Genomic DNA, 21441 nt, shown 5'->3' on the forward strand with positions numbered 1-21441 from the left:
CATTGTTGATGTCATGGAACTCCACGGATACGTCGACGAACTCCAGCGCCAGCTCGTGAGCGCGGCCGAGGCCGCCGGCGACGAGGCCCGCGCCGTCGCCGAGCGGCTCGTCCTGCCGCTCGACGCGGCCACCCGGCTCGTGCTGCTCGAGGCGCTCTCCGAGGCGGCGGGCGAGATCAGCGCCGAGCTCGCTCCCGGGGGTGTCGACGTGCGGCTCCGCGGGCGTGACCCCGAGTTCGTGGTCAACGCGCCGGCGGCGTCGACGTTCGCCGAGCGTGACACCACGCCGACACCACAGCCCGTCGTCGCCATGCCCGCCGCATCCGCGGTCACCGTCCCCGACGACGCCCCCACGACCCGCACCACGCTCCGCCTGCCCGACCAGCTCAAGACGCAGGTCGAGGCGGCCGCCGTCCGCGACGGCGTCTCGCTCAACACCTGGCTCGTCCGCGCGGTCGCCACCGCCCTCGAGCCCATCCACGCCCCCCAGCCCGGCACCACGCCCGCCGTCGCCGACGGCCGCCGCGTGACCGGCTGGGCCCGGTAGCACCGGCCTCCCTCCGAGACCGTCCGACCATCACACGCCAGTCCGACCATCACGCAGCAAGGGGAAAGACCATGACCAGCCAGACCATCACCCCCAGCCCGAAGCAGTTCCCGACGCCCGGCCCGGTCGTCCTCGACGCCGAGCTCGCCTGGGCGCGGCTCGAGGTCGTCGCGAGCGACCGCGACGACACCCTCGTGACGGTGTCGCCGCACCGGCCCGACCGGAGCGGCGACGTCCGGCTCGCCTCCGACACGACCGTCGAGCTCGCGGACGGCGTCGTCCAGATCCGGACGCCGCGGTCGTGGCGGTTCAACCCGCTCGGCCCGTCCAAGGACTCGGTCGACGTGCTCGTCGAGCTGCCCGAGGGCTCGGAGCTCCGCGGCCGGCTCGCCGCGGGCAACCTCGTGACCCGCGGCATCCTGGGCGCCGTCACGTTCCGCACCTCGGCCGGCGACCTCCGGGTCGACGAGGCCGGCCCCCTCGAGCTGCAGAGCTCCGCCGGGGCGATCACCGTCGGCCGCGCCACCGGCACGGTCACGCTCACCGCCGCGGCCGGTGCCGTGCGCGTCCGGGAGATCGCGGGCGACGCGACCGTGAAGTGCAACAACGGCTCCACGACCATCGGCGAGATCACGGGAACCCTCGCCGTCAAGAGCGCGCACGCCGACGTCACCGTCGAGAACGCGCGCGGCGACGTCGAGGTCAAGGGCAGCTACGGCCAGACCGTCGTCGAGCGGATCGACCGCGGCCAGGTCCGGATCGAGTCCGGGTACGGCTCGATCGAGGTCGGCGTCCCCGAGGGCGTCGCCGCGTGGCTCGACCTCGGTTCCAAGAGCGGCCTCGTCCGCAGCGAGCTCGAGCCGACGTCCGCGCCGGGCTCCGACCAGGCCGGCGCGCCCGACGCCGGCGCCACCGTCGAGATCCACGCCCAGACGAGCTGGGGCGACGTCACCGTCCGCCGCCCGCTCGCCTGACCCCGCCCACTCCCCCGAAGTAGTACGGCCGCCCGCATACCTCGCCACGTCGTACGGCCGCCGGTCTACCTCGGCGAAGTCCCGCTCTCCCGGGCCACCCGCATCGACGACGCCGGTGGCGCGGCCCCGCACACCCTGAATCAGGTCCGAGATGTCCTTGATGAGAGGAATTACCATGCTCCCCACCACCACACCGGCCATCGAGGTCGACCACCTCCGCCGGTCCTACGGCGACCACGTCGTCCTCGACGACGTCTCGCTCACCGTCCCCCAGGGCACCGTCTACGCCCTGCTCGGCCCCAACGGCGCCGGCAAGACGACGCTCGTCTCGACCCTCGCTACCCTCCTCCGCCCCGACTCGGGGACGGCGCGGGTCGCCGGGCACGACGTCGTCCGCGAGGCCGACGCCGTCCGCGGCGCGATCGGGGTCACCGGCCAGCTCTCCGCGGTCGACGACCTCCTGACCGGCACCGAGAACCTGCGGCTCATGGCGGACCTGCTCCACCTGCCCAAGGCCGAGGGACGTCGTCGGGCCGCAGAGCTGCTCGAGCGGTTCGGGCTCGCCGACTCCGCCGACCGCACCGCCGCGACCTACTCGGGCGGCATGACCCGCAAGCTCGACCTCGCCATGACCCTGGTCGGCGGGCCGAGCGTGATCTACCTCGACGAGCCGTCCACGGGCCTCGACCCGCGCAGCCGGCGCGAGCTCTGGGACATCGTCCGGGAGATCGTCGCCGAGGGGACCACGATCCTCCTCACGACGCAGTACCTCGAGGAGGCCGACCAGCTCGCCGACACGGTCGGCGTGCTCGACGGCGGCCGGATCGTCGCCGAGGGCACGCCCGCCGAGCTCAAACGGCGGGTCCCGGGCGGGCACGTCCGGGTCGAGGTCACGGAGCCCGCCCAGCTCGACACGGTCGTCCGCGCCTTCCCCGACGCCGTCCGCGACGACGCCACCCTGAGCGCCCGCATCCCCAGCGCCGACGACCTGGCGTCCGTCCGTGACGTCCTCGGCCGGCTCGAGGACGCCGGCGTCACCTCGGCGAGCGTCACCGTCGAGACCCCCGACCTCGACGAGGTCTTCCTGTCCCTCACCCAGCCCGCCGGCACCGGCCGCGCGGCGACCGCGAAGGAGCTGTCATGACCACCGCACCCACCACGTTCGCGCCCGCCGGCCCCACGGGCTCGCAGGCCCCGGCCCGACGACGCACCTCGACCGCGCGCGACTGGGTCACCATGCTGCGGCGCAACCTGCTGCACATCCTGCGCTACCCCGGCCTGACGGTGTTCGTCATCGGCGGTCCGGTCCTGTTCCTCCTGCTGTCCGTCTACGTGTTCGGCGGGACGCTCGGCGCGGGCCTCCCCGCCGACGTCCTGGCCCTCACGGGCGGCGAGACGGGCCGCGCGGCGTACCTCGCGTTCGTCGCCCCGACCATCCTCGTCATGGCCATCGCGGGGGCGGCGTCGGGGGTCGCGATCTCGGTCTCGATGGACGTCACCCGGGGCATCGCCTCGCGGTTCCGCACCATGCCGGTCTCGCGCGGGTCGATCATCGGCGGGCACGTGCTCGCCGTGACCATCGAGGCGGTCCTCACGTCGGCCCTCGTGCTCGGCCTCGCGCTCCTCATGGGGTACCGGCCGGCGGCGTCCCCCGCGGACTGGCTCGCGCTGCTCGGCATCGTCGTCCTGCTGTCGTTCGCGATCGTGTGGCTCGGCGCCGCGTTCGGGCTCGTCGCGAAGAGCGTCGAGACGGCCAGCAACCTGCCGATGATCCTCATCCTCCTGCCGTTCCTCGGCAGCGGGTTCGTGCCCGTCGACTCGATGCCGGGCTGGCTCGCGTGGTTCGCCGAGCACCAGCCGTTCACGCCGTTCATCGACACGGTCCGCGGCCTGCTCTCCGGGTCGGTGCAGACGTCCGACGTCGTCGCGACGCTGATCTGGGCCGTCGTCATCGGGGTCGGGTCGTACGTGTGGGCGCTGGCGCTGTTCCGCAAGGAGCGTGCCGCCGCCTGACCCTCTCCGCGAGGTAGCGCTCTTCGCCCGACTTAGCACGGATTCCGTGCTACCTCGGGCGAAGAGCGCTACCTCGCGCACGCCTCACGCCCCGCTCGCCCGGCGTGGGAACCCGAGATCCGAGATCATCGGCGGGTGACCGACGCCCTTCAGCACCCCGCCCAGCACGCCGACCTGGTCCCCGGGTCCGTCGCCGTGGTCCTCAACCCGAACCGCCTCGACGACGCGGACGCCCTGCGGCGCCGTATCTCGGAGCGGCTCACGAAGGCGGGCTGGCCCGAGCCGGCCTGGTTCGAGACGACGGCCGACGACCCCGGCACCGGTCAGGCGCGCCAGGCCGCCGACGACGGCGCCGAGGTCGTGCTGGTGTGCGGGGGCGACGGGACCGTCCGGGCCGCGGTCCAGGGGCTCGCGGGCACCCGCGCCGCCCTCGGCGTCCTCCCCGGAGGCACCGGCAACCTGCTGGCCGGGAACCTGGGCATCCCGACGGACCTCGACGAGGCGCTCGACGTCGTCCTGCAGGGTGACCGGTGCCGCATCGACGTGGGCACGGTCGCCGACGACGGCAGCGGCGCGGCCGAGCCCGGCGACGGCACCGCGTTCGTCGTCATGGCGGGGATCGGCCTGGACGCGGCGATCATGGACGACGCCCCGACGCGCCTCAAGAACGCGGCGGGACCGGTGGCCTACGTCGTGGCCGCGATCAAGCACCTGTTCGACGACGAGCTGCGCGTCGAGGTCGTGGTGGACGACGGCGAACCGCTGCGCCGGCACGTGCGCACGGTCGTCGTGGGAAACGTCGGGCGGCTGCAGGGCGCGCTCGAGCTGCTGCCCGACGCCGAGGCCGACAGCGGCGTGCTCGAGGTCGCCGTCCTTGCCCCCCGGAACGCGTGGCACTGGCTGCACCTGCTCGTGGGCGTCGCCATGCGGCGTCGGCACGTCCCCCGGCGTGAGCTGCTGCGCGGCTCGCACGTCGTCGTGCGGGCCGAGCGGGCGGAGCGGCGTCAGGTCGACGGCGACGTCGTCGAGCCGTCCACCACGCTCGACGTGACGGTCCGGCCGGCCGCGCTCCGCGTCTGCGTGCCCTGCAGCTGCTGAGCGCGCACGTCCCGGCGCAGGTAGCCCCACGCCAGCACCATGCACACCGTCCCGTTGAGGAGCCCGAAGGTCACGTCGAGCGGTGCGTGCATGCCCCGGTAGAGCCGCGCCGTCGCGACGCAGAACGGGACCAGGAGCGCCACAACGGTCACGGTCCGGCGCAGGACGTCGTGCTCGATGCGCTGCGCGATCAACGCGACCGTGAAGTACAGCGCCGAGCTCGCCGAGGTGTGGCCGCTCGGGAAGCTCGAGGTCGGCGGGGAGTCGTCGAGCTTGACCACGTCGGGCCGCGAGCGGCCGACGACGGTCGCCGACGACGCGAACACGAGCGCCTGCAGCGACAGGGCGAGCGGCGCGACGACGGCGAACCACCACTGCCGCGTGCGCCACAGGACGAGCAGCGCGACCAGGACGCACGCCCCGATCGCGTACGGGGTCGAACCGATCGTGCTGAACACGGCGCTCACGGTGTCGAGGGTCGTGGTCCGGTGGTGCGCGAACCAGCGGTCGACGGCGTCCTCGGTCCGGAAGCCGTCGAGCACGTGCACGATCACGAGGCCCGACGCGACGACGACGGCCCACCACAGGACGGCGGGAGCGAGCGCGCGGACCCCGGCGTCCCGCAGCGCGGCCGTGACCTGCGGCCTGCTCGGGTCGAGCTCGTAGCGGTGGACGAAGCGGTCGCCGCGGCTCTCGGCGGTGACAGGCAGGGTCACGGGCGGTTCACGGGTCCTCTCGGAGGGTCGGAAGGAAGTGTCGGGAGCGGGTTCCAGCCGCGGTAGCCCACGTACGACGCGCCCGCGAGGCCGCCCCCGAGGAGCATGCCGGCGACGACGTCGGACGGGAAGTGGACGCCCAGGAGCACCCGGTCGAGACCGGTGAGCAGCACGAGGACGCCGGAGACCACGGGAACGACGACGCGTCCCCGCGGCCCGAGCAGCGGCCAGACGAGCAACGTGAGCGTGACGGTCGTGGCGGTGATCTGCGTGGCGTGGCCGGACGGGAAGGACGACCCCGGTGCGTGAGCGACGGCGTCCTCGACCACCGGCCGGGCCCGGCCGACGAGCGTCTTGACGCCGAGCTGGAGCGCCCAGGCGCCCGCGATCGTGCCGGCCGCCCACAGGGCGCGGGTGCGCAGTCCGTGGTGGCGCCAGCCGAACCACGCGCACGTCAGGAGACCTGCGAGCGCGACCCACCGGACGTTGAAGACCTCCTGCCAGACCAGCAGGACGTCGTGCGCGACGGGGTGGTCCCGCGTCCAGTCGGTCGCGGCGCGGATGATGTCGTGGTCGCGCTCGACCACCACGTCGGACTGCGCCCGCACCAGGTACGCGAGGACCGCGACCGGCACGACGAACACGAGTCCGAACCCCGCCGCCCGGAGCAGGGCGCGGCGTCGGCTCGGTCGGGTTCGCATCCAGGGAGGTTAAGCGGCCGCGGACTCGCACGCTCGCCGAGCGCCGCCTCCCCGTGCGGTCGGCCGACCGTCGCAGCGCGCGGACGGCGCGAGGTAGCGCTTCTCGCCCGACGTAGCGCGGAGTTCGCGCTACGTCGAGCGAAGGGCGCTACCTCGCGTGCCTCCGGTCGGAGCGAGCGACGTGTGACGCGGGTCAGGGCTCGAAGCGGTAGCCCGCACCCGGGTGCGTGAGGAGGTGGCGGGGAGCGGCGGCGTCGTCCTCGAGCTTGCGGCGGAGCTGCGCGACGTACACGCGCAGGTAGTGGCTCTCCGTCCCGTACGACGGCCCCCACACCTCGTGCAGGAGCTGCTCGCGCCCGACCATCCGACCCCGGTTGCGGACCAGCACCTCGAGCAGGGCCCACTCCGTCGGGCTCAGGCGGACCTCCTCGCCGTGGCGCGTGACGGTCCGGCGGGCCAGGTCGACGTGCAGGTCCCCGGCCTCGACGACGGGCTCGTCGCCGTCCCCCGGCTCGGCCCGGCGCACCGCGGCCCGCAGCCGGGCCATGAGCTCGTTCATCGCGAACGGCTTGGTCACGTAGTCGTCGGCGCCGGCGTCGAGCGCGTCGACCTTGTCCTCGCCGAGCTGTCGGGCCGACAGCACCACGATCGGCACCCGGCTCCACCCCCGGATCCCCGCGATGACGTCGAGACCCGCGAGGTCGGGCAGCCCGAGGTCCAGCACGACGACGTCCGGATGGTCGCGCGCGACGGCGTCCAGCCCGTCCCGGCCCGAGGCCGCGGTGGTCACGAGCCAGCCGTGGGCGCGCAGGTTGATCGCGAGCGCGCGGACGAGCCCGGCGTCGTCGTCGACGACGAGCACGCGGCTGCCTGCGGGTTCGGGGGCAGGGGTCACGCGGTCTCCTCAGGGGTCGCGGGGGTCACCGGCCGGGCGGTCGAGTCCGACGGGAGCGCCGCGTGCCAGGGCCCGCCGCCCACCGGCAGGCTCGCACGCGGCGCCCGGAGGACCATCGTCAGGCCGCCGCCCGGCGTGTCCTCGGGGTCGAGCGTCGCACCGACCGCCCGGGCGAGGCCCCGCGCGACGGCGAGGCCGAGGCCCAGACCGCCCGCGCTCGTGTCGTCGAGGCGCTGGAAGGCGTCGAACATGCGCTCCTTGCGCTCGTCGTCGACGCCCGGGCCCGTGTCGACGACGCGCAGCTCGACCGCCTGCGCGTCCGCGGACGCCGTCAGCCGCACCGGCGTCCCGGCCGGCTGGAACCGGACCGCGTTCGCGACGACGTTCGCGACGACGCGCTCCAGCAGGCCGGCGTCCGTCGTGACGAGCGGGAGATCCTCGGGGACGTCGGACACGACGCGCTCCGCGGGGAACGCCTCGAGGACGACGGGCACCACCTCGTCGAGCGACGCCGTCACGAGCCGCGGCCGCAGACCGCCCACCTGGAGGCGCGACAGGTCGAGGAGGTTCTCGATGAGCCGCTCGAGCCGGGTCGTCGCGGCGTCGGCGGTCGCGACGAGCGCCTCCTGGTCCTCCTCGTCGAGCACCACGTCCTGAGCGGCGAGCCCGTCGACGGCGGTCCGGATGGACGCGAGCGGCGTGCGCAGGTCGTGCGAGACGGCGGCGAGCAGGGCGGTCCGCGCGGCGTCGGCCTCCTCGAGCACCGCAGCACGCGACGCCCGCTCCGCCAGCCTCCGGCGCTCCAGGACGATGCCCGCCTGCGCCGCGAACGCCTCGAGCACCTGGCGGTCCGCGGCCGGCAGCGGCGGGCCGGACACGACGAGCCGGCGCAGCGGGTCGACGTCGACGACCGAGCCCTCCCGCGCGTCACCGTCGGCGGACCGAACGTCACCGTCGGCGGACCGAACGTCACCGTCGGCGGACCGAACGTCACCGTCGGCGAACGCGGCGTCACCCTCGGCGGACGCAGCGTCACCCTCGGCGGCCCGCGCGTCGCCCTCGGCGGGGGTGCGGGTCGGGCGCGGCCCCGCGGAGGCGACCACCTCGTACGGCGCACTCGGCGCCGGGCGTTCCTCGAGACGCGCGCCCTCCAGCCCGAACGTCGTCACGAGCCGCGCGACGACGGCCTCGGGCGAGTCCTCTCCCGCGAGCACGGACCGCGAGAGCGACGCGAGGGTGCTCGCCTCCGCCCGCGCCTGCGAGGCCTCGGCCGCGCGTCGGGCGGACACGTCGACCACCGCCGCGACGGACGCCGCCACGACCACGAACACCGCGAGCGTCGCGACGTTCTCGCCCTGCGCGACGGTGAACCGGCCGGTCGGCGGCGTGAAGAACCAGTTGAGGCACGCGAACGACAGCACGGCGGCCGCGAGCGCCGGCCACATCCCGCCGAGGAGCGCGACCCCGACGACGCCCACGAGGTAGAGGAGCACGTCGACGGACAGGCTGACGCCGTCCCCGAAGGAGAGCGCGGCGACGAGGATCCCCGGCACCACGACGGCCGCCGCCCAGCCCCACGCACGGCGCGCCCGCGAGAGCGAGCTCCACCGGCCGCGCACGAACCGTTCCTTGCGGGCCTGCTCGTGGGTCACGAGGTGCACGTCGACGGACCCGGCGAGCTGGACGACGCGCGCCGCCGTCGAGCCGACGACGGCCTCGCGCCACCGCGAGTGCCGGGACACGCCGACGACGATCATCGTGGCGTTGATACCCCGCGCGAAGTCGACGACGGCGGTCGCGACGTCCTCCCCGACGACCGTGTGGAAGGTCCCGCCGAGGGACTCGACGAGTTGCCGGGCGGCGGTGATCGCGCCCGGTGGCGGCCCGGGCAGGCCGTCGGTCGCGAGGACGTGGACGGCGTGCAGCTCGGACCCGGCGGCGCGCTCGACGATCCGCGCCCCGCGCCGCAGCAGGGTGTCCCCCTCGGGGCCCCCGGTGACGGCAACGACGACGCGCTCGCGCGCGGGCCACGTCCCCGTGATCGCGTGCTGCTCGCGATACCGGGCGAGCGCGTCGTCGACGCGGTCGGCGAGCCACAGCAGCGCGAGCTCGCGGAGCGCGGTGAGGTTGCCCTCGCGGAAGTACGCGGCGAGCGACGCGTCGATCTGCTCGGGCCGGTACACGCTGCCGTGCGCGAGGCGGCGGCGGAGCGCGTGCGGCGACAGGTCGACGAGCTGGATCTGGTCGGCCTCGCGGACCACCCGGTCGGGCACGGTCTCGCGCTGGCGGATGCCCGTGATGGCCTCGACGTCCGCGTTGAGGGACTCGAGGTGCTGGACGTTGACCGTCGTGATGACGTCGAGGCCCGCGTCGAGGAGCACGTCGACGTCCTGCCAGCGCTTCGGCCGCGCGGAGCCGGGGGCGTTGGTGTGCGCGAGCTCGTCGACGAGGACCACCTCGGGCCGCCGTGCGAGGACCGCGTCGACGTCCAGCTCCTCGAGGACGGTCCCGCGGTACTCGACACGCGCCCGCGGCACGACCTCGAGGTCGCCGACCGCGGCCGCGGTCTCGGCGCGGCCGTGGGTCTCGACGAGCCCCACGAGGACGTCGGTCCCGCGCGCGCGCCGGCGCCGCGCCTCGTCGAGCATCTTGAAGGTCTTCCCGACGCCGGGCGCGGAGCCGAGGTAGACCGTGAGGCGCCCGCGGTTCATGCCCCCATCATCGGTGCTCGGAGGGTCGGGCGGCGCGCCCGGCCCGCCCGACGCCGCCGGGCCCGGCCCGCCCGACGGCGCCGCGTCGCCGCGGGTCACGACCCGTCGACGCCGCTGCCGCCGGCGAGCCGCTCGAGCGCGAGGTTCAGCTCGAGGACGTCGACGCGCGGGTCCCCGAGGACGCCGAGGTCGCGGCCCTCGGTGTGGTCGTCGACGAGCGTGCGGACCTGGGCGACCGAGAGCCCGCGCGCCTCCGCGACCCGCGCGACCTGCTCGCGCGCGTACGCGGGCGAGATGTCGGGGTCGAGCCCGGACGCGGACGCCGTGACGGCGTCGGGCGGGACGGACGCCGGGTCGACGCCGTCCGCCGCGGCGACCTGGGCGCGCCGCTCCCCGATGGTCGACACGAGGTCGGTGCTGTTCGGGCCGAGGTTCGAGCCGCCCGACGCGAGCGTGTCCCAGCCGTCCCCGGCGAGCGAGGGCCGCGGGTGGAACCACTGCGGGTCCTCGTCGATCGCGCCGAACCCCTGGGCGAGCTGCGCGGAACCGACGGCGTCGGAGCGCGACGTGGTGTGCGCGCCGTCGGCGGTGAGGAGCGAGCCCTGCGCCTGCCACGGGAACGCGACCTTCGCGACGCCGGTCACGGCGAGCGGATAGACGACGCCCAGCAGCAGCGTCAGCAGCACGAGCACGCGCAGCCCTGCCCAGGCCTGGTGCCACAGGGCGGCGAGGCTCGCGGCCGTCGTCGGACGGGCGGCGGTTCGGGACGGGAGGCCGGGGGCGCCGTCGGATGCCGGGGCGAGGCCTTCGGTGGTCATGGTGGTTCTCCTTGGTTCTCGAGCGGTCCGGGCGCTCAGCGCAGGCCCGGGACGAGCGAGACGACGAGGTCGATGAGCTTGATGCCGAGGAACGGCGCCACGAGGCCGCCGAGCCCGTAGAGCCAGAGGTTGCGGCGGAGCAGGGCGACGGCCGAGACGGCGCGGTACTTCACGCCCCGCAGCGCGAGCGGGATGAGCGCGACGATGACGAGCGCGTTGAAGACGATCGCCGACGTGATCGCCGACTCGGGGCTGTGCAGGCGCATGACGTTGAGCACGTGGAGCTGCGGGAACGCGAGCACGAACATCGCCGGGATGATCGCGAAGTACTTCGCGATGTCGTTGGCGATGGAGAACGTCGTGAGGGCGCCGCGCGTGATGAGGAGCTGCTTGCCGATCCCGACGATCTCGATGAGCTTGGTCGGGTCGGAGTCGAGGTCGACCATGTTGCCGGCCTCCTTCGCGGCCGTGGTCCCCGTGCTCATCGCGACGCCGACGTCGGCCTGGGCCAGCGCGGGGGCGTCGTTCGTGCCGTCGCCCGCCATCGCGACGAGCTTCCCGCCCTGCTGCTCGCGACGGATGAGCGCGAGCTTGTCCTCGGGCGTGGCCTCGGCGAGCACGTCGTCGACGCCGGCCTCGTCCGCGATGACGCGGGCCGTGACCTTGTTGTCGCCCGTGACCATGACGGTCCGGATGCCCATGGCGCGCAGCTCGGCGAACCGCTCGACGAGCCCCTCCTTGACGACGTCCTTGAGGTGGACGACGCCGAGCAGCCGGGCGGGCGCGTCGCCCACCTGCTCCGCGACGACGAGGGGGGTGCCTCCCTGGGCGCTCACGGACTCGACGTCGGCGTCCACGGCCTTGGCGACGAGCGCATGCTCGGACGGGCGGTCCGTGGGACGGTCGTACGACTCGCCGCCGGTGGACCGCACCCACTGGTGCACGACGCTCGCCGCGCCCTTCCGCACCCGCCGGACTGCCGACGCCGCGCCGTCGTCGGCGCTGCCGGGCAGGTCCACGCCCGACATGCGGGTCGACGCGCTGAAGGGGACGAGCGTGGCGCCGACGAGGGCGTCGTCAGCGAGGGCGGGGCGGCCGTAGTCGGCCTGGGTCAGGTCGACGATGCTCCGGCCCTCGGGGGTCTCGTCGGCGAGCGACGAGAGCTGGGCGGCCTCGGCGAGGTGGTCGGCGTCCACACCCGGCGCGGGCAGGAGCGCGCTGGCGCGCCGGTTGCCGTAGGTGATGGTGCCGGTCTTGTCGAGCAGGAGGACGTCGACGTCGCCGGCGGCCTCGACCGCGCGCCCGGACATCGCGAGCACGTTGCGCTGCACGAGCCGGTCCATGCCGGCGATGCCGATGGCCGAGAGGAGCGCGCCGATCGTCGTCGGGATGAGGCAGACCAGCAGCGCGACGAGCACGACGAGCGACTGGCGGGCGTGCGAGTACACGGCCATGGGCTGCAGGGTCGCCACGGCGAGCAGGAAGATGATCGTGAGCGACGCCAGGAGCACGTTGAGCGCGATCTCGTTGGGGGTGCGCTGACGCTCCGACCCCTCGACGAGCGCGATCATCCGGTCGACGAACGTCTGGCCGGGTTCCGCGGTGATCCGCACGACGATCCGGTCGGACAGGACCGTCGTGCCGCCGGTGACGGCCGTCCGGTCGCCTCCCGACTCGCGGATGACGGGAGCCGACTCCCCCGTGATGGCGGACTCGTCGACGGACGCGACGCCCTCGACGACGTCGCCGTCGCCGGGGATCGTCTCGCCGGCCGTCACGACGACGAGGTCGCCGACGTGCAGCTGCGAGGACGCCACCTCGACGGTGGGCAGCGCCGCCAGCCCCGACCCGTACGCGAGCTGGTCGGACGTGCCCTGGACCTTGCGCGCCGTCGTCGTGCGCTGCGTCGCGCGCAGGCTGGACGCCTGGGCCCGCCCGCGGCTCTCGGCGACGGCCTCGGCGAGCGTCGCGAACAGCACGGTGATCCACAGCCACACGGCGATCACCCACGCGAACACGCTGGGTTCCACCACGGCGAGCACGGTCGTGAGCGCGGCCCCGACCTCGACGACGAACATGACGGGCACCCGCCACATCTGCCGAGGATCCAGCTTCCGCACCGCGGCCGGCACGGCCGCGCCCAGCGCACCCAAGGTCAGCGAGCGCGGTGGCTTGCGACCGGGAAGGCCGCGGCCGGAGCGGGGGGTGGGGCGGGTCGTGGCGGGTCTGGCGGGAGCGTCGCGAGGAACGAGCGGCGCGGATGGAAGACCCGCCCCGCCCCCCGCGGAGGCAGCGGCCGAAGGCGACAACGACGACGAGCTCATGACAGCGACTCCACGACGGGGCCCAGCGACAGGGCGGCGACGAAGGTGAGGCCCACGACGACGACGGCGACCGCCCCGACGAGCCCGACGAAGAGGGGCTTGTGGGTGGGCAGGGTGCCGGCGGACGCGGGGACGGCGGGCTGCGAGGCGAACCGCCCGGCGAGGGCGAGGACGAGCGCGATGGGCACGAACCGGCCGACGAGCATCGCGAGGCCGAGGAGGGTGTTGTAGTACGGGGTGCCGCTGGTGATCCCGCCGAACGCGCTGCCGTTGTTGTTGGACGCGGACGTGAACGCGTAGAGGATCTCGGACAGCCCGTGCGGGCCGGTGTTGAGGGGCCCGGCGAGCCCGGCGCCGGTGACGACGGAGACGCCCGTCCCGACGAGCACGAGCAGCGGCATCGTCAGCACGTACAGCGCGACGAGCGTGATCTCCTTCTGCCCGATCTTCTTGCCGAGGTACTCGGGCGTGCGGCCGACCATGAGCCCGGACAGGAACACGGTCACGATCGCGACGACCAGCATCCCGTAGAGGCCCGAGCCGACGCCGCCGGGCGCGATCTCGCCGAGCATCATGTCGAACATGGCGAGCCCGCCGCCGGGGGCGGTGAGCGAGTCGTGCGTGGTGTTGACCGCGCCGGTGGAGGTGAGCGTCGTCGTGGCGGCGAACAGGGCGCTGGCCCCGAGCCCGAACCGGGTCTCCTTGCCTTCCATCGCGGCGCCCGCGGCGTCCGGCGCGGCGCCGGGCCCGGCGAGCTCGGACCAGGTGAGGAGACCGACGGCGGCGACGAACAGGGCGCCCATCGCGCCGAGGATCGCCCAGCCCTGGCGGCGGTCGCCGACCATGAGCCCGAAGGTCCGCGGGAGCGAGAACGGGATCATCAGGGTCAGGAAGATCGCGAGCATGTTGGTCCAGCCGCTCGGGTTCTCGAACGGGTGGGCGGAGTTGGCGTTGAAGAAGCCGCCGCCGTTCGTGCCGAGCTGCTTGATGGCCTCCTGCGAGGCGACGGGTCCGCCGAGGACGTCCTGGCTGCCGCCGCCGACGGTGGTGATCGCCTCGTGCGGGAGGAAGTTCTGGATGACACCGCCCGCGACCAGGAGGATCGCGGCGACGAAGGCGATGGGGAGCAGGATGCGCACGTTGGCGCGCACCAGGTCGGACCAGAAGTTGCCCACCCGCCCGTCGGTGAGCGAGCGCGAGAAGCCGCGCACGAGCGCGATCGCGACCGCGATGCCGACGGCGCCGGACACGAAGTTCTGGACGGCGAGACCGAGCATCTGGAGCAGGTGCCCCGCGGCGGCCTCGCCGGAGTACCACTGCCAGTTGGTGTTGGTCACGAACGAGACGGCGGTGTTCCAGGCGCCGGACGGGTCGAGCCCGCTGAAGCCGAGGTTGAGCGGCAGGTGCGCCTGGAGACGCCCGAGCGCGTAGAGGGCCAGGATCGACGCCATCGAGAAGCCGAGGAGCGACAGCAGGTAGCCGCGCCACGTCTGCTCGGCGTCGGGGTCGACGCGGACCGCGCGGTACGCGGCCGACTCGACGCGCAGGTGGCGGGGGCTGGTGAAGACGCGGGCCATGTATGCGCCGAGGGGCAGGTGCACGGCAGAGAGGAGGACGAGCAGGACGCCGATCTGCGCGACGGCGAACCACGCCTCGGTGGTGGTGCTCATGGTGGCGCCGTCACCCGACCTTGTCGCTGCGCAGGAGCGCGACGAACAGGTAGACGGTGAGGGCGGCGGCGACGATCAGGCCGACCCAGTCCTCCGCTCTCATCGCCCCTCCCTTCGGCCGATGCCGCGGCGGGACACCACAGCCACGGCGGCGAAGAACGCCACCGTGATCAGGACGTAGACGAGGTCGGCCATGAGCCGCGCACCTCTTCCGGACGGTTCGTCGCCCGACGGCGCCGGGCGGCCCCGCGTGTGCCGGGGCACCTCCCGTTCTAGGCGCGCCCGAGGGCCCGGCCGGTCGCTTTGACGGAACGTTGACGGCGGTCCGGAGGATCTTGACGCCCCGGTGACGGACGCCCGCCGACGGTGACGCTCCGCCCCCCGACGGTGACGCTCCGCCCCCCGACGGTGACGCTCCGCTCGCCGACGGTGACGTTCCGTTCGCCGAAGTAGCGCCTTTCGCCCGAGGTAGCGCGCACTCCGTGCTACGTCGAGCGAAAGGCGCTACCTCGCGGCCGAGGGTGGCCGGAGTGCGCCGTCGAGCGTGCGGACGGACTCTGGGAGCACCCGTCGGACCTGAGACGTGGAGGACGGCATGACGAGCGTGAGCATCATCGGGGCGGGCGGCATGGCTCGCGCGATCGCCGGCGTCGCGAAGAACGCGGGCGCGGATCTCCAGGTCGTGAGCCGGGACCCGACCGAGGCGCGGAGGGTCACGACGGAGCTCGGCGCCGGCACGCCGGGCACGCTCGGCGACCCGCTCACCGGCGAGATCGTCGTGCTCGCGCTCCCGTTCTCGGCGGCGACCGAGGTCGCCGGTCAGCAGCGTGAGGCGCTCGCCGGGCGGATCGTCGTGGACATCACCAACCCGGTCAACTTCGCGACGTTCGACGCACTCGTCGTGCCGACCGACTCCTCGGCCACGGCAGCGATCCAGGAGGCCGCGCCCGAGGCCAAGGTCGTCAAGGCGTTCAGCACCACGTTCGCTGCCACGCTCGAGCGAGGGACGCTGAGCGGCGCGCCCCTCGCGGTGCTCGTCGCGGGCGACGACGACGGCGCACGGCGAGCCGTCATCGATCTTGCGAACGCCGCAGGGCTGCGGGGCGTCGACGCGGGCAACCTCAAGCGGGCCCGGGAGCTCGAGGCGCTCGGCTTCCTGCAGATGACGCTCGCCGCGTCGGGCGGGACGACCTGGGACGGGGGCTTCGCGCTCGTCGGCCCGTGACTGGCACCGTCGGCGAACCGCGCGTCACCCTCGGCAAACCGCGCGTCACCCTCGGCAAACCGCGCGTCACCCTCGGCGAACCGGGCGTCACCCTCGGCGAGCGTGGTCAGCCGACGTGCACGACGGGGCGGGTCCGGGGGTCCGGGTCGGCGGAGCGCAGGACCTCGCGCGTGATGGGCCCGACCTCGCCGGTGCCGAACAGCAGGTACCGCGCCATACGGCTGACGGGGTTGCCCTCTTCCCAGTCGACGTAGATCTCGGGTGGGACGCGCGTCCGGTCGCGCACGGCCAGCGCGACGGACGCGATGGTCCCCGCCACGTTGGAGCTCGCGACGGTGAGCGTCGGGAAGCCGTACCGGTACTCGCCCCGGACCTCGAGGCGCTCCTCGAACTCGGACGAGTCGAGCACGGTGACCTCGAGGAACACGAGGGGGACGTCGTCGGGCACGCGGCGCAGGCGCCGGACCTCCGCCGCCTTGGCCGTGTACTCGGCCCGCCCGACGCGGAACGAGGGCCGGCCCCGCCGGGCGAGCGCGGCCTCGCGCGCCTTGGGCGTGAGGGGGATGTCGTCGTCGGCGCCGGGCGGCTCGTGCGCGACGAGCTGCACGGCCTCGCCGGGCTCGGTGTCGTCGAGGATCCGGAGGGCGACGTCGTCGAGCACGACGCCCGCGTCGCGCACCCGGAACGAGCGCCCGATCCGCGAGACCGCGGACAGCACCACGATCGCCAGCACGAACACCAGGCCGATCCGGAGGCCGTCGGGACGCTCGGCGATGTTCGCGATCGTCGTGTAGACGAAGACGGCGGCCACGAGCCCGAACATCACGGTCGCCCGGCGCTCGCCCGCGCGGCGCGCGGACACGGTGCAGGCCACGGCCGCGGACGTGATGAGCACGAGCACGCCCGTGGCGTACGCGCCGCCCTGCGCGTCGACGCTCGCCCTGAAGATCAGCGTGATGACGACGGCGACGAACAGGAAGACGAGCACCAGCGGGCGTCGCGCGCGCGTCCACTCGGGCGCCATGCCGTAGCGCGGCAGGTAGCGCGGCACGAGGTTGAGCAGCCCGGCCATCGCGGACGCTCCCGCGAACCAGAGGATGAGGATCGTCACGACGTCGTAGACCGACCCGAACCCGGCGCCCAGGTACTCGTGCGCGACGTACGCGAGGGCGCGGCCGTTGGCGGGCTGCCCGGGCTGGAAGTCGTCGGCGGGGATGAGGACGGTCGTGACGAACGAGCTCAGCACGAGCATCGCGCTCATGATCACCGCGGAGGTCGTGAGGAGCTTCTTGGCGCCGAGGATCCGGCCGACGGGCTTGGCCTCGGTGTCGCCGGGACGCCCCTGGATCTCGGGCATGACCGCGACGCCCGTCTCGAACCCCGACAGGCCGAGCGCGAGCTTGGGGAAGACGACGAGCGAGACGAGCACGATCGCGACGGGGTCGGGATGCTCGACGCTCAGCAGGTTCCGCCACTGCGTGACGACGTGCGGCGCGGTCGCGACCTGCCAGAGCGCGTCGCCGACGACCACGACGTTGAGCAGCAGGTAGGCGCCGACGAGCGGGACGGCGATGCTGATCGCCTCGCGGAAGCCCTTGAGGAAGACGGCGGCGAGCGCGGCGAGCAGCAGAAGGGTGATCGCCATGTGCTGCCCGCGGAGCGCCTCGGGCATGAGCGGGTTCTCGACCGCGTGCGCCGCGGCGTCGGCGGCGGACAGCGTCATGGTGATGACGAAGTCCGTGGCCGCGAACCCGAGGAGCACGAGGACGAAGACCTTGCCCGCCCACCACGGGAGGAGGTGCTCGAGGATCGCGATCGATCCCTCGCCGTGCGGCGAGTCGCGCGCGACCCGGCGGTAGACGGGGAGCGCTCCGCCGAGCGTCAGCGCGACGAGGACGAGCGTCGCGACGGGGGCGACGGCGCCGGCCGCGAGCGCCGCGATGCCGGGCTGGTAGCCGAGGGTGGAGAAGTAGTCGACGCCGGACAGGCACATGACCTGCCACCAGCGGTGGCGTCGGCTCCCTTCCTCGGGGACGCCGTGGGGACCTTGCTCGCGGGCGGGGCGGCGTTCGTACCCGGCGAGCAGGAACCTGCGCACCCGGCTGGGTGTTGCTATCGACACTCGGAGAATGATCCGCCACCCGCGGCGCCGCGGCGAACCTGGGACCTTCTCGTTCGACGGCTACCCTCGGTAGGATCATGGGTATGAAGGTGAGTGTGAGCCTGCCAGCTACCGATCTGTCGTTCCTCGACGCGTATGCGCGGCGCCTCGAGCTGCCGTCCCGCTCGGCCGCGCTGCACGACGCGGTGCGAGCCCTCCGCGACCGCGACCTCGAAGCCGCTTATCTCGAGGCGGACGAGGACTGGTACGCCTCGTCGGACCGGGAGGCCTGGGACCGCTCCTCGAGCGACGGGCTCGAGGACGACCGTGCGGCGCGGTGAGGTCTGGCGGGTCGACCTGGACCCGGCTCGCGGCACCGAGGAGTCGAAGGTGCGTCCCGTCGTGATCGTCTCGAACGACGCCCGCAACCGCGCGGCGCAGCGCTCGGGCCGCGGGGCCCTCACTGTCGTGCCGCTGACGACGAACGTCGCGCGGGTCCTGCCGTTCCAGGTCCTGGTCCCGGCCCGGGAGGCCGGGCTCGACCACGACTCGAAGGCTCAGGCCGAGCAGGTCCGGTCGCTCGACGTCGAGCGGTTCGTCGGGCGTGTGGGAGTTCTCGACGTCGCGACCGTCGCGGCGCTCGACGAGGCCCTGCTCCTGCATCTCGGCCTCGGACGCTAGGGGCCGGCCCATCGAAGGGGCCTAGCTTTCACCACCCCATCCCGCATGTTCCACAGTCGGCTGCGACGCCGCCCGTAGGGTGCCGGCATGGCAGAGCTTGGATCCGTCGAGTGGCCACCGACCCCCATCAGGACCGAACGCCTCGTGCTGCGCGCACCGGCAGCCCAGGATCGTGCCGTGGTGATCGAGCTGCACGCCTCGCCCGAGGTGAGCGCCTTCATCGGCGGGCCACAGCCGCGTGACGAGCTCGAGCGTCTGGTACCCCTGGTGCCGAGGCAGCGTCCGGGCGGATTCGTCGTCGAGTTCGACGGGGCGACGATCGGAGTCGTCTCTCTGGAACGACGCGACGCGAGCTACGAGATCCGTCCTGCAGCCGGCAAGGTCGACCTGGGCTACCTGTTCCTGCCGAGCGCGTGGGGAAAGGGCTATGCCACCGAGGCCTGCGCGGCGACGCTCCGTTGGTTCGCTGATGCACTTCCCGGCGAGCCGGTCGTCCTCGCTACCCAGACTGCCAATGAGGCCGCGGTGCGCCTCGCCGTGAGGCTGGGCTTCGCGGAGGTCAAGCGTCTCGAGGCCTACGGCACCGAGCAGTGGTTCGGGGTCTGGTCCGCAGCGAGGCCTTGAGACGGCACGCTGTCCGGCTGCCGCACAGTCGGGTCTTGACGCAAGGTTGCGCAAGAACCTCACAGTTCGATGACGGTTCTCTACCCGCATCTTGTGAGGTTCCTGCGCACAGGCCTACGCTCGCCCCAGCCCGCGACGACGCGGCTGCGGCCCGCGCGGCCGCCGTCTCCACCGAGAGAAGACGAGTCGACGATGACACGACAGCTCCCCCGACCCCGGCAGCCCCGGCGGCCCCACCGCATCGCCACCGCACGAGCCGTCGCCACGACCGCGGCCCTGACGACGGCGCTCGGGCTCGTCGCCACGACCGGCGGCGCCGCGCTCGCCCACGGCAAGCCCCAGGGCCCGATCCCCACGAAGGTCACGACGGCGGGCATCGACCCGTCGCTCACCGCAGGCCGCGGCGCCTCCCTCGGCGTCACCGAGTACGAGGCCGAGAACGCGGTCACGAACGGCACGGTGATCGGGCCGGGCCGCGACGCCTACACCCTCCCGGCCGAGGCGTCGGGCCGGTCGGCGGTGAGCCTCGACCGCGGCGAGTACGTCGAGTTCACGCTGGCGAAGGCCACGAACGCGATCACGGTCCGCTACTCGATCCCGGACGCACCGCAGGGCGGAGGGATCACCTCGCCGCTGGCTGTGACGACGTCGGGCAAGGGCGCGGGCGCGCTCGCCAAGACCGTCACGCTCACCTCGCAGTACGCGTGGCTGTACAACGCGTACCCGTTCAGCAACGACCCGACCCTCACCACGTCGATCCAGCCCGACTGGTGGACGGTGGAGTGCAACTGCTCCCCGGGCACGACGACGACGTTCCCGGCACCGTTCCGCCCCAACCACTTCTACGACGAGCAGCGCGTGCTCCTCGGCCGGACCCTGCCCGCCGGAGCCACCCTGCGCCTCGAGGTGCCGAAGAACGCGACGGCGGCCACGACGACCATCGACGTCCTCGACACCCAGCGTGTCGCCGGCCCGAAGATCGACCTGGTCGCCGCGAACGCCCTGCTGTTCGGCGCCGACGCGACGGGCCGGCGCGACTCCGCGCCCGCGCTCGAGAAGGCCATCGCGTTCGCGCAGAAGCACCACCTCAAGGTCTACGTCCCCGCCGGGACCTACCAGGTGAACCGGCACGTCGTGGTCGACGACGTCACGATCGAGGGCGCCGGCTCCTGGTACACGATCTTCAAGGGCCACCAGGTCACGCTCGACGAGCCCGCGGCGGACGGCTCCGTCCACACGGGCGTGGGCTTCTACGGGAAGTCCGCCGACGACGGCGGCTCGACGAACGTGCACCTGTCCGGGTTCGCGATCGAGGGTGACGTGCGCGAGCGCATCGACACGGACCAGGTCAACGGCATCGGCGGTGCGTTCAGCGACTCGACGATCGACGGCCTGTACATCCACCACACGAAGGTCGGGATCTGGGTCGACGGCCCGATGACGAACCTCCGCATCACCAACAACGTCGTCGCCGACCAGATCGCCGACGGCCTGAACTTCCACACCGGCGTCACGGACTCGGTCGTCCGCAACAACTCCTTCCGCAACACGGGCGACGACGCGATGGCCATGTGGTCCGACGGCACCGAGGACGCGAACGACACGTTCGACCACAACACCGTCCAGACGCCGGTCCTCGCGAACGGCATCGCGCTGTACGGCGGCCGGGACCTCACGGTCTCGAACAACTTGGTCTCCGACCCGATCCGCGAGGGCTCGGCGATCCAGCTCGGCTCACGCTTCGGCGCCACGGCGTTCGCCGGGACGATCGCAGTCGCCGACAACACGACGGTGCGCGGCGGCCCGCGCGAGCTCAACTGGAACTTCGGGCTCGGCGCGCTGTGGATCTACGCGCTCGAGAAGAGCATCGACGCCGACATCCAGATCACCGGCGACCACTTCCTCGACAACACGTACGCGGCGCTCATGGTCGTGTCGGACTACGGGGTCAAGGACAAGGTCTCCGTGCCGAACGTCCACATCAAGGACGTGCGGGTCGACGGCGCCGGGACCGACGTCCTCATCGCCCGCGCTGCGGGGCACGCCACCATCCAGAACACCGACGTCCGGAACATCGGCTGGTGGGGCGTGAACAACTGCGGGTCGTTCAACTTCACGGCCGCGGGGTCGGAGTTCGGCATCGACGACCTCGGCGGCAACGACGGGATCGACAACAACGCCGAGTACCACCCCGGCACCAACTGGCTCGCCCCGTACACGCCGAACGCGATCACGTGCAACGACCGTCCGACGGTCGTCGCGCCGCCCGCCCCCTCGACGTGGGTGCAGCCCTCGCACGGGCTGTGACGACCCGCTGACCCGGCGTCGTCGGGCGGGGGCTCC

19 protein-coding genes are annotated in these 21441 nt (G+C 73.4%); 10 read left to right on the plus strand and 9 right to left on the minus strand.

All coding sequences use genetic code 11. From position 1 onward, the window contains the following. Positions 1-13 precede the first annotated feature (13 nt). From ACFT5B_RS13825 to ACFT5B_RS13845, 5 genes are all read left to right on the plus strand, one after another. A complete protein-coding gene (locus ACFT5B_RS13825; RefSeq protein ID WP_386799197.1) occupies positions 14-547 on the plus strand; it encodes a histidine kinase in 534 nt (177 codons plus the stop codon). Positions 548-618: 71 nt separating this feature from the next. Next, a complete protein-coding gene (locus ACFT5B_RS13830; protein ID WP_386799199.1) occupies positions 619-1521 on the plus strand; it encodes a DUF4097 domain-containing protein in 903 nt (300 codons plus the stop codon). A gap of 175 nt (positions 1522-1696) precedes the next feature. Further along, a complete protein-coding gene (locus ACFT5B_RS13835; protein ID WP_386799201.1) occupies positions 1697-2665 on the plus strand; it encodes an ATP-binding cassette domain-containing protein in 969 nt (322 codons plus the stop codon). Beyond that, the gene (locus ACFT5B_RS13840) at positions 2662-3534 is read left to right on the plus strand and encodes an ABC transporter permease (RefSeq protein ID WP_386799203.1); all 873 of its coding nucleotides are present in this window, start codon (positions 2662-2664) and stop codon (positions 3532-3534) included. Before ACFT5B_RS13835 ends, ACFT5B_RS13840 begins: the two co-directional genes overlap by 4 nt. A 135-nt stretch (positions 3535-3669) precedes the next feature. Further along, positions 3670-4632 carry a diacylglycerol/lipid kinase family protein gene (locus ACFT5B_RS13845; RefSeq protein ID WP_386799205.1) on the plus strand — a complete coding sequence of 321 codons (963 nt, stop codon included), beginning with the start codon at positions 3670-3672 and terminating at the stop codon, positions 4630-4632. Here ACFT5B_RS13845 and ACFT5B_RS13850 read toward each other — a convergent pair. From ACFT5B_RS13850 to kdpF, 8 genes are all read right to left on the minus strand, one after another. Beyond that, positions 4539-5348, minus strand: a complete 810-nt coding sequence (locus ACFT5B_RS13850; protein ID WP_386799207.1) for a phosphatase PAP2 family protein — start codon at positions 5346-5348, stop codon at positions 4539-4541. The genes ACFT5B_RS13845 and ACFT5B_RS13850 overlap by 94 nt on opposite strands. After that, positions 5345-6049, minus strand: a complete 705-nt coding sequence (locus ACFT5B_RS13855; RefSeq protein ID WP_386799209.1) for a phosphatase PAP2 family protein — start codon at positions 6047-6049, stop codon at positions 5345-5347. Before ACFT5B_RS13855 ends, ACFT5B_RS13850 begins: the two co-directional genes overlap by 4 nt. Positions 6050-6242: 193 nt before the next feature. Beyond that, entirely contained in the window at positions 6243-6944 is a 702-nt protein-coding gene (locus ACFT5B_RS13860) for a response regulator (RefSeq protein ID WP_386799211.1), read from the minus strand. Beyond that, the gene (locus ACFT5B_RS13865; RefSeq protein WP_386799213.1) at positions 6941-9655 is read right to left on the minus strand and encodes a DUF4118 domain-containing protein; all 2715 of its coding nucleotides are present in this window, start codon (positions 9653-9655) and stop codon (positions 6941-6943) included. The genes ACFT5B_RS13860 and ACFT5B_RS13865 overlap by 4 nt, the downstream gene beginning before the upstream one ends. A 95-nt stretch (positions 9656-9750) precedes the next feature. Beyond that, on the minus strand, positions 9751-10473 hold the full coding sequence (kdpC, locus tag ACFT5B_RS13870; RefSeq protein WP_386799215.1) for a potassium-transporting ATPase subunit KdpC: 723 nt from the start codon (positions 10471-10473) through the stop codon (positions 9751-9753). 35 nt (positions 10474-10508) lie between these two features. Further along, a complete protein-coding gene (gene kdpB, locus ACFT5B_RS13875) occupies positions 10509-12569 on the minus strand; it encodes a potassium-transporting ATPase subunit KdpB (protein WP_386799217.1) in 2061 nt (686 codons plus the stop codon). A gap of 224 nt (positions 12570-12793) precedes the next feature. Continuing rightward, positions 12794-14467: a potassium-transporting ATPase subunit KdpA gene (gene kdpA, locus ACFT5B_RS13880; protein WP_386799219.1), complete on the minus strand. Its 1674-nt coding sequence runs from the start codon at positions 14465-14467 to the stop codon at positions 12794-12796. Positions 14468-14477: 10 nt separating this feature from the next. After that, positions 14478-14570, minus strand: coding sequence for a K(+)-transporting ATPase subunit F (gene kdpF, locus ACFT5B_RS13885; RefSeq protein ID WP_386799221.1), 93 nt, complete (start codon positions 14568-14570; stop codon positions 14478-14480). A gap of 492 nt (positions 14571-15062) precedes the next feature. Here kdpF and ACFT5B_RS13890 point away from each other — a divergent pair, with 492 nt between their 5' ends. Then, positions 15063-15692 (plus strand): NADPH-dependent F420 reductase, encoded by a 630-nt coding sequence (locus tag ACFT5B_RS13890; RefSeq protein WP_386799223.1) that lies wholly within the window; start codon positions 15063-15065, stop codon positions 15690-15692. 106 nt (positions 15693-15798) lie between these two features. On the opposite strand, the gene ACFT5B_RS13895 is transcribed toward ACFT5B_RS13890, so the two are convergent. Next, positions 15799-17790: an amino acid transporter gene (locus ACFT5B_RS13895; protein ID WP_386799225.1), complete on the minus strand. Its 1992-nt coding sequence runs from the start codon at positions 17788-17790 to the stop codon at positions 15799-15801. Between the two features lie 107 nt (positions 17791-17897). On the opposite strand from ACFT5B_RS13895, the gene ACFT5B_RS13900 reads away from it, so the two are divergent. From ACFT5B_RS13900 to ACFT5B_RS13915, 4 genes are all read left to right on the plus strand, one after another. Continuing rightward, positions 17898-18134: a ribbon-helix-helix domain-containing protein gene (locus ACFT5B_RS13900; protein ID WP_386799227.1), complete on the plus strand. Its 237-nt coding sequence runs from the start codon at positions 17898-17900 to the stop codon at positions 18132-18134. Then, positions 18121-18474: a type II toxin-antitoxin system PemK/MazF family toxin gene (locus ACFT5B_RS13905; RefSeq protein WP_386799229.1), complete on the plus strand. Its 354-nt coding sequence runs from the start codon at positions 18121-18123 to the stop codon at positions 18472-18474. Before ACFT5B_RS13900 ends, ACFT5B_RS13905 begins: the two co-directional genes overlap by 14 nt. Positions 18475-18561: 87 nt before the next feature. After that, the gene (locus ACFT5B_RS13910; protein WP_386799231.1) at positions 18562-19098 is read left to right on the plus strand and encodes a GNAT family N-acetyltransferase; all 537 of its coding nucleotides are present in this window, start codon (positions 18562-18564) and stop codon (positions 19096-19098) included. A 192-nt stretch (positions 19099-19290) separates the two neighbouring features. Next, positions 19291-21405 carry a right-handed parallel beta-helix repeat-containing protein gene (locus ACFT5B_RS13915; protein ID WP_386799233.1) on the plus strand — a complete coding sequence of 705 codons (2115 nt, stop codon included), beginning with the start codon at positions 19291-19293 and terminating at the stop codon, positions 21403-21405. The last annotated feature ends 36 nt before the right edge of the window (positions 21406-21441 follow it).

Source organism: Luteimicrobium sp. NPDC057192, from assembly GCF_042670205.1.
Taxonomy (GTDB): Bacteria; Actinomycetota; Actinomycetes; order Actinomycetales; family Cellulomonadaceae; genus Luteimicrobium.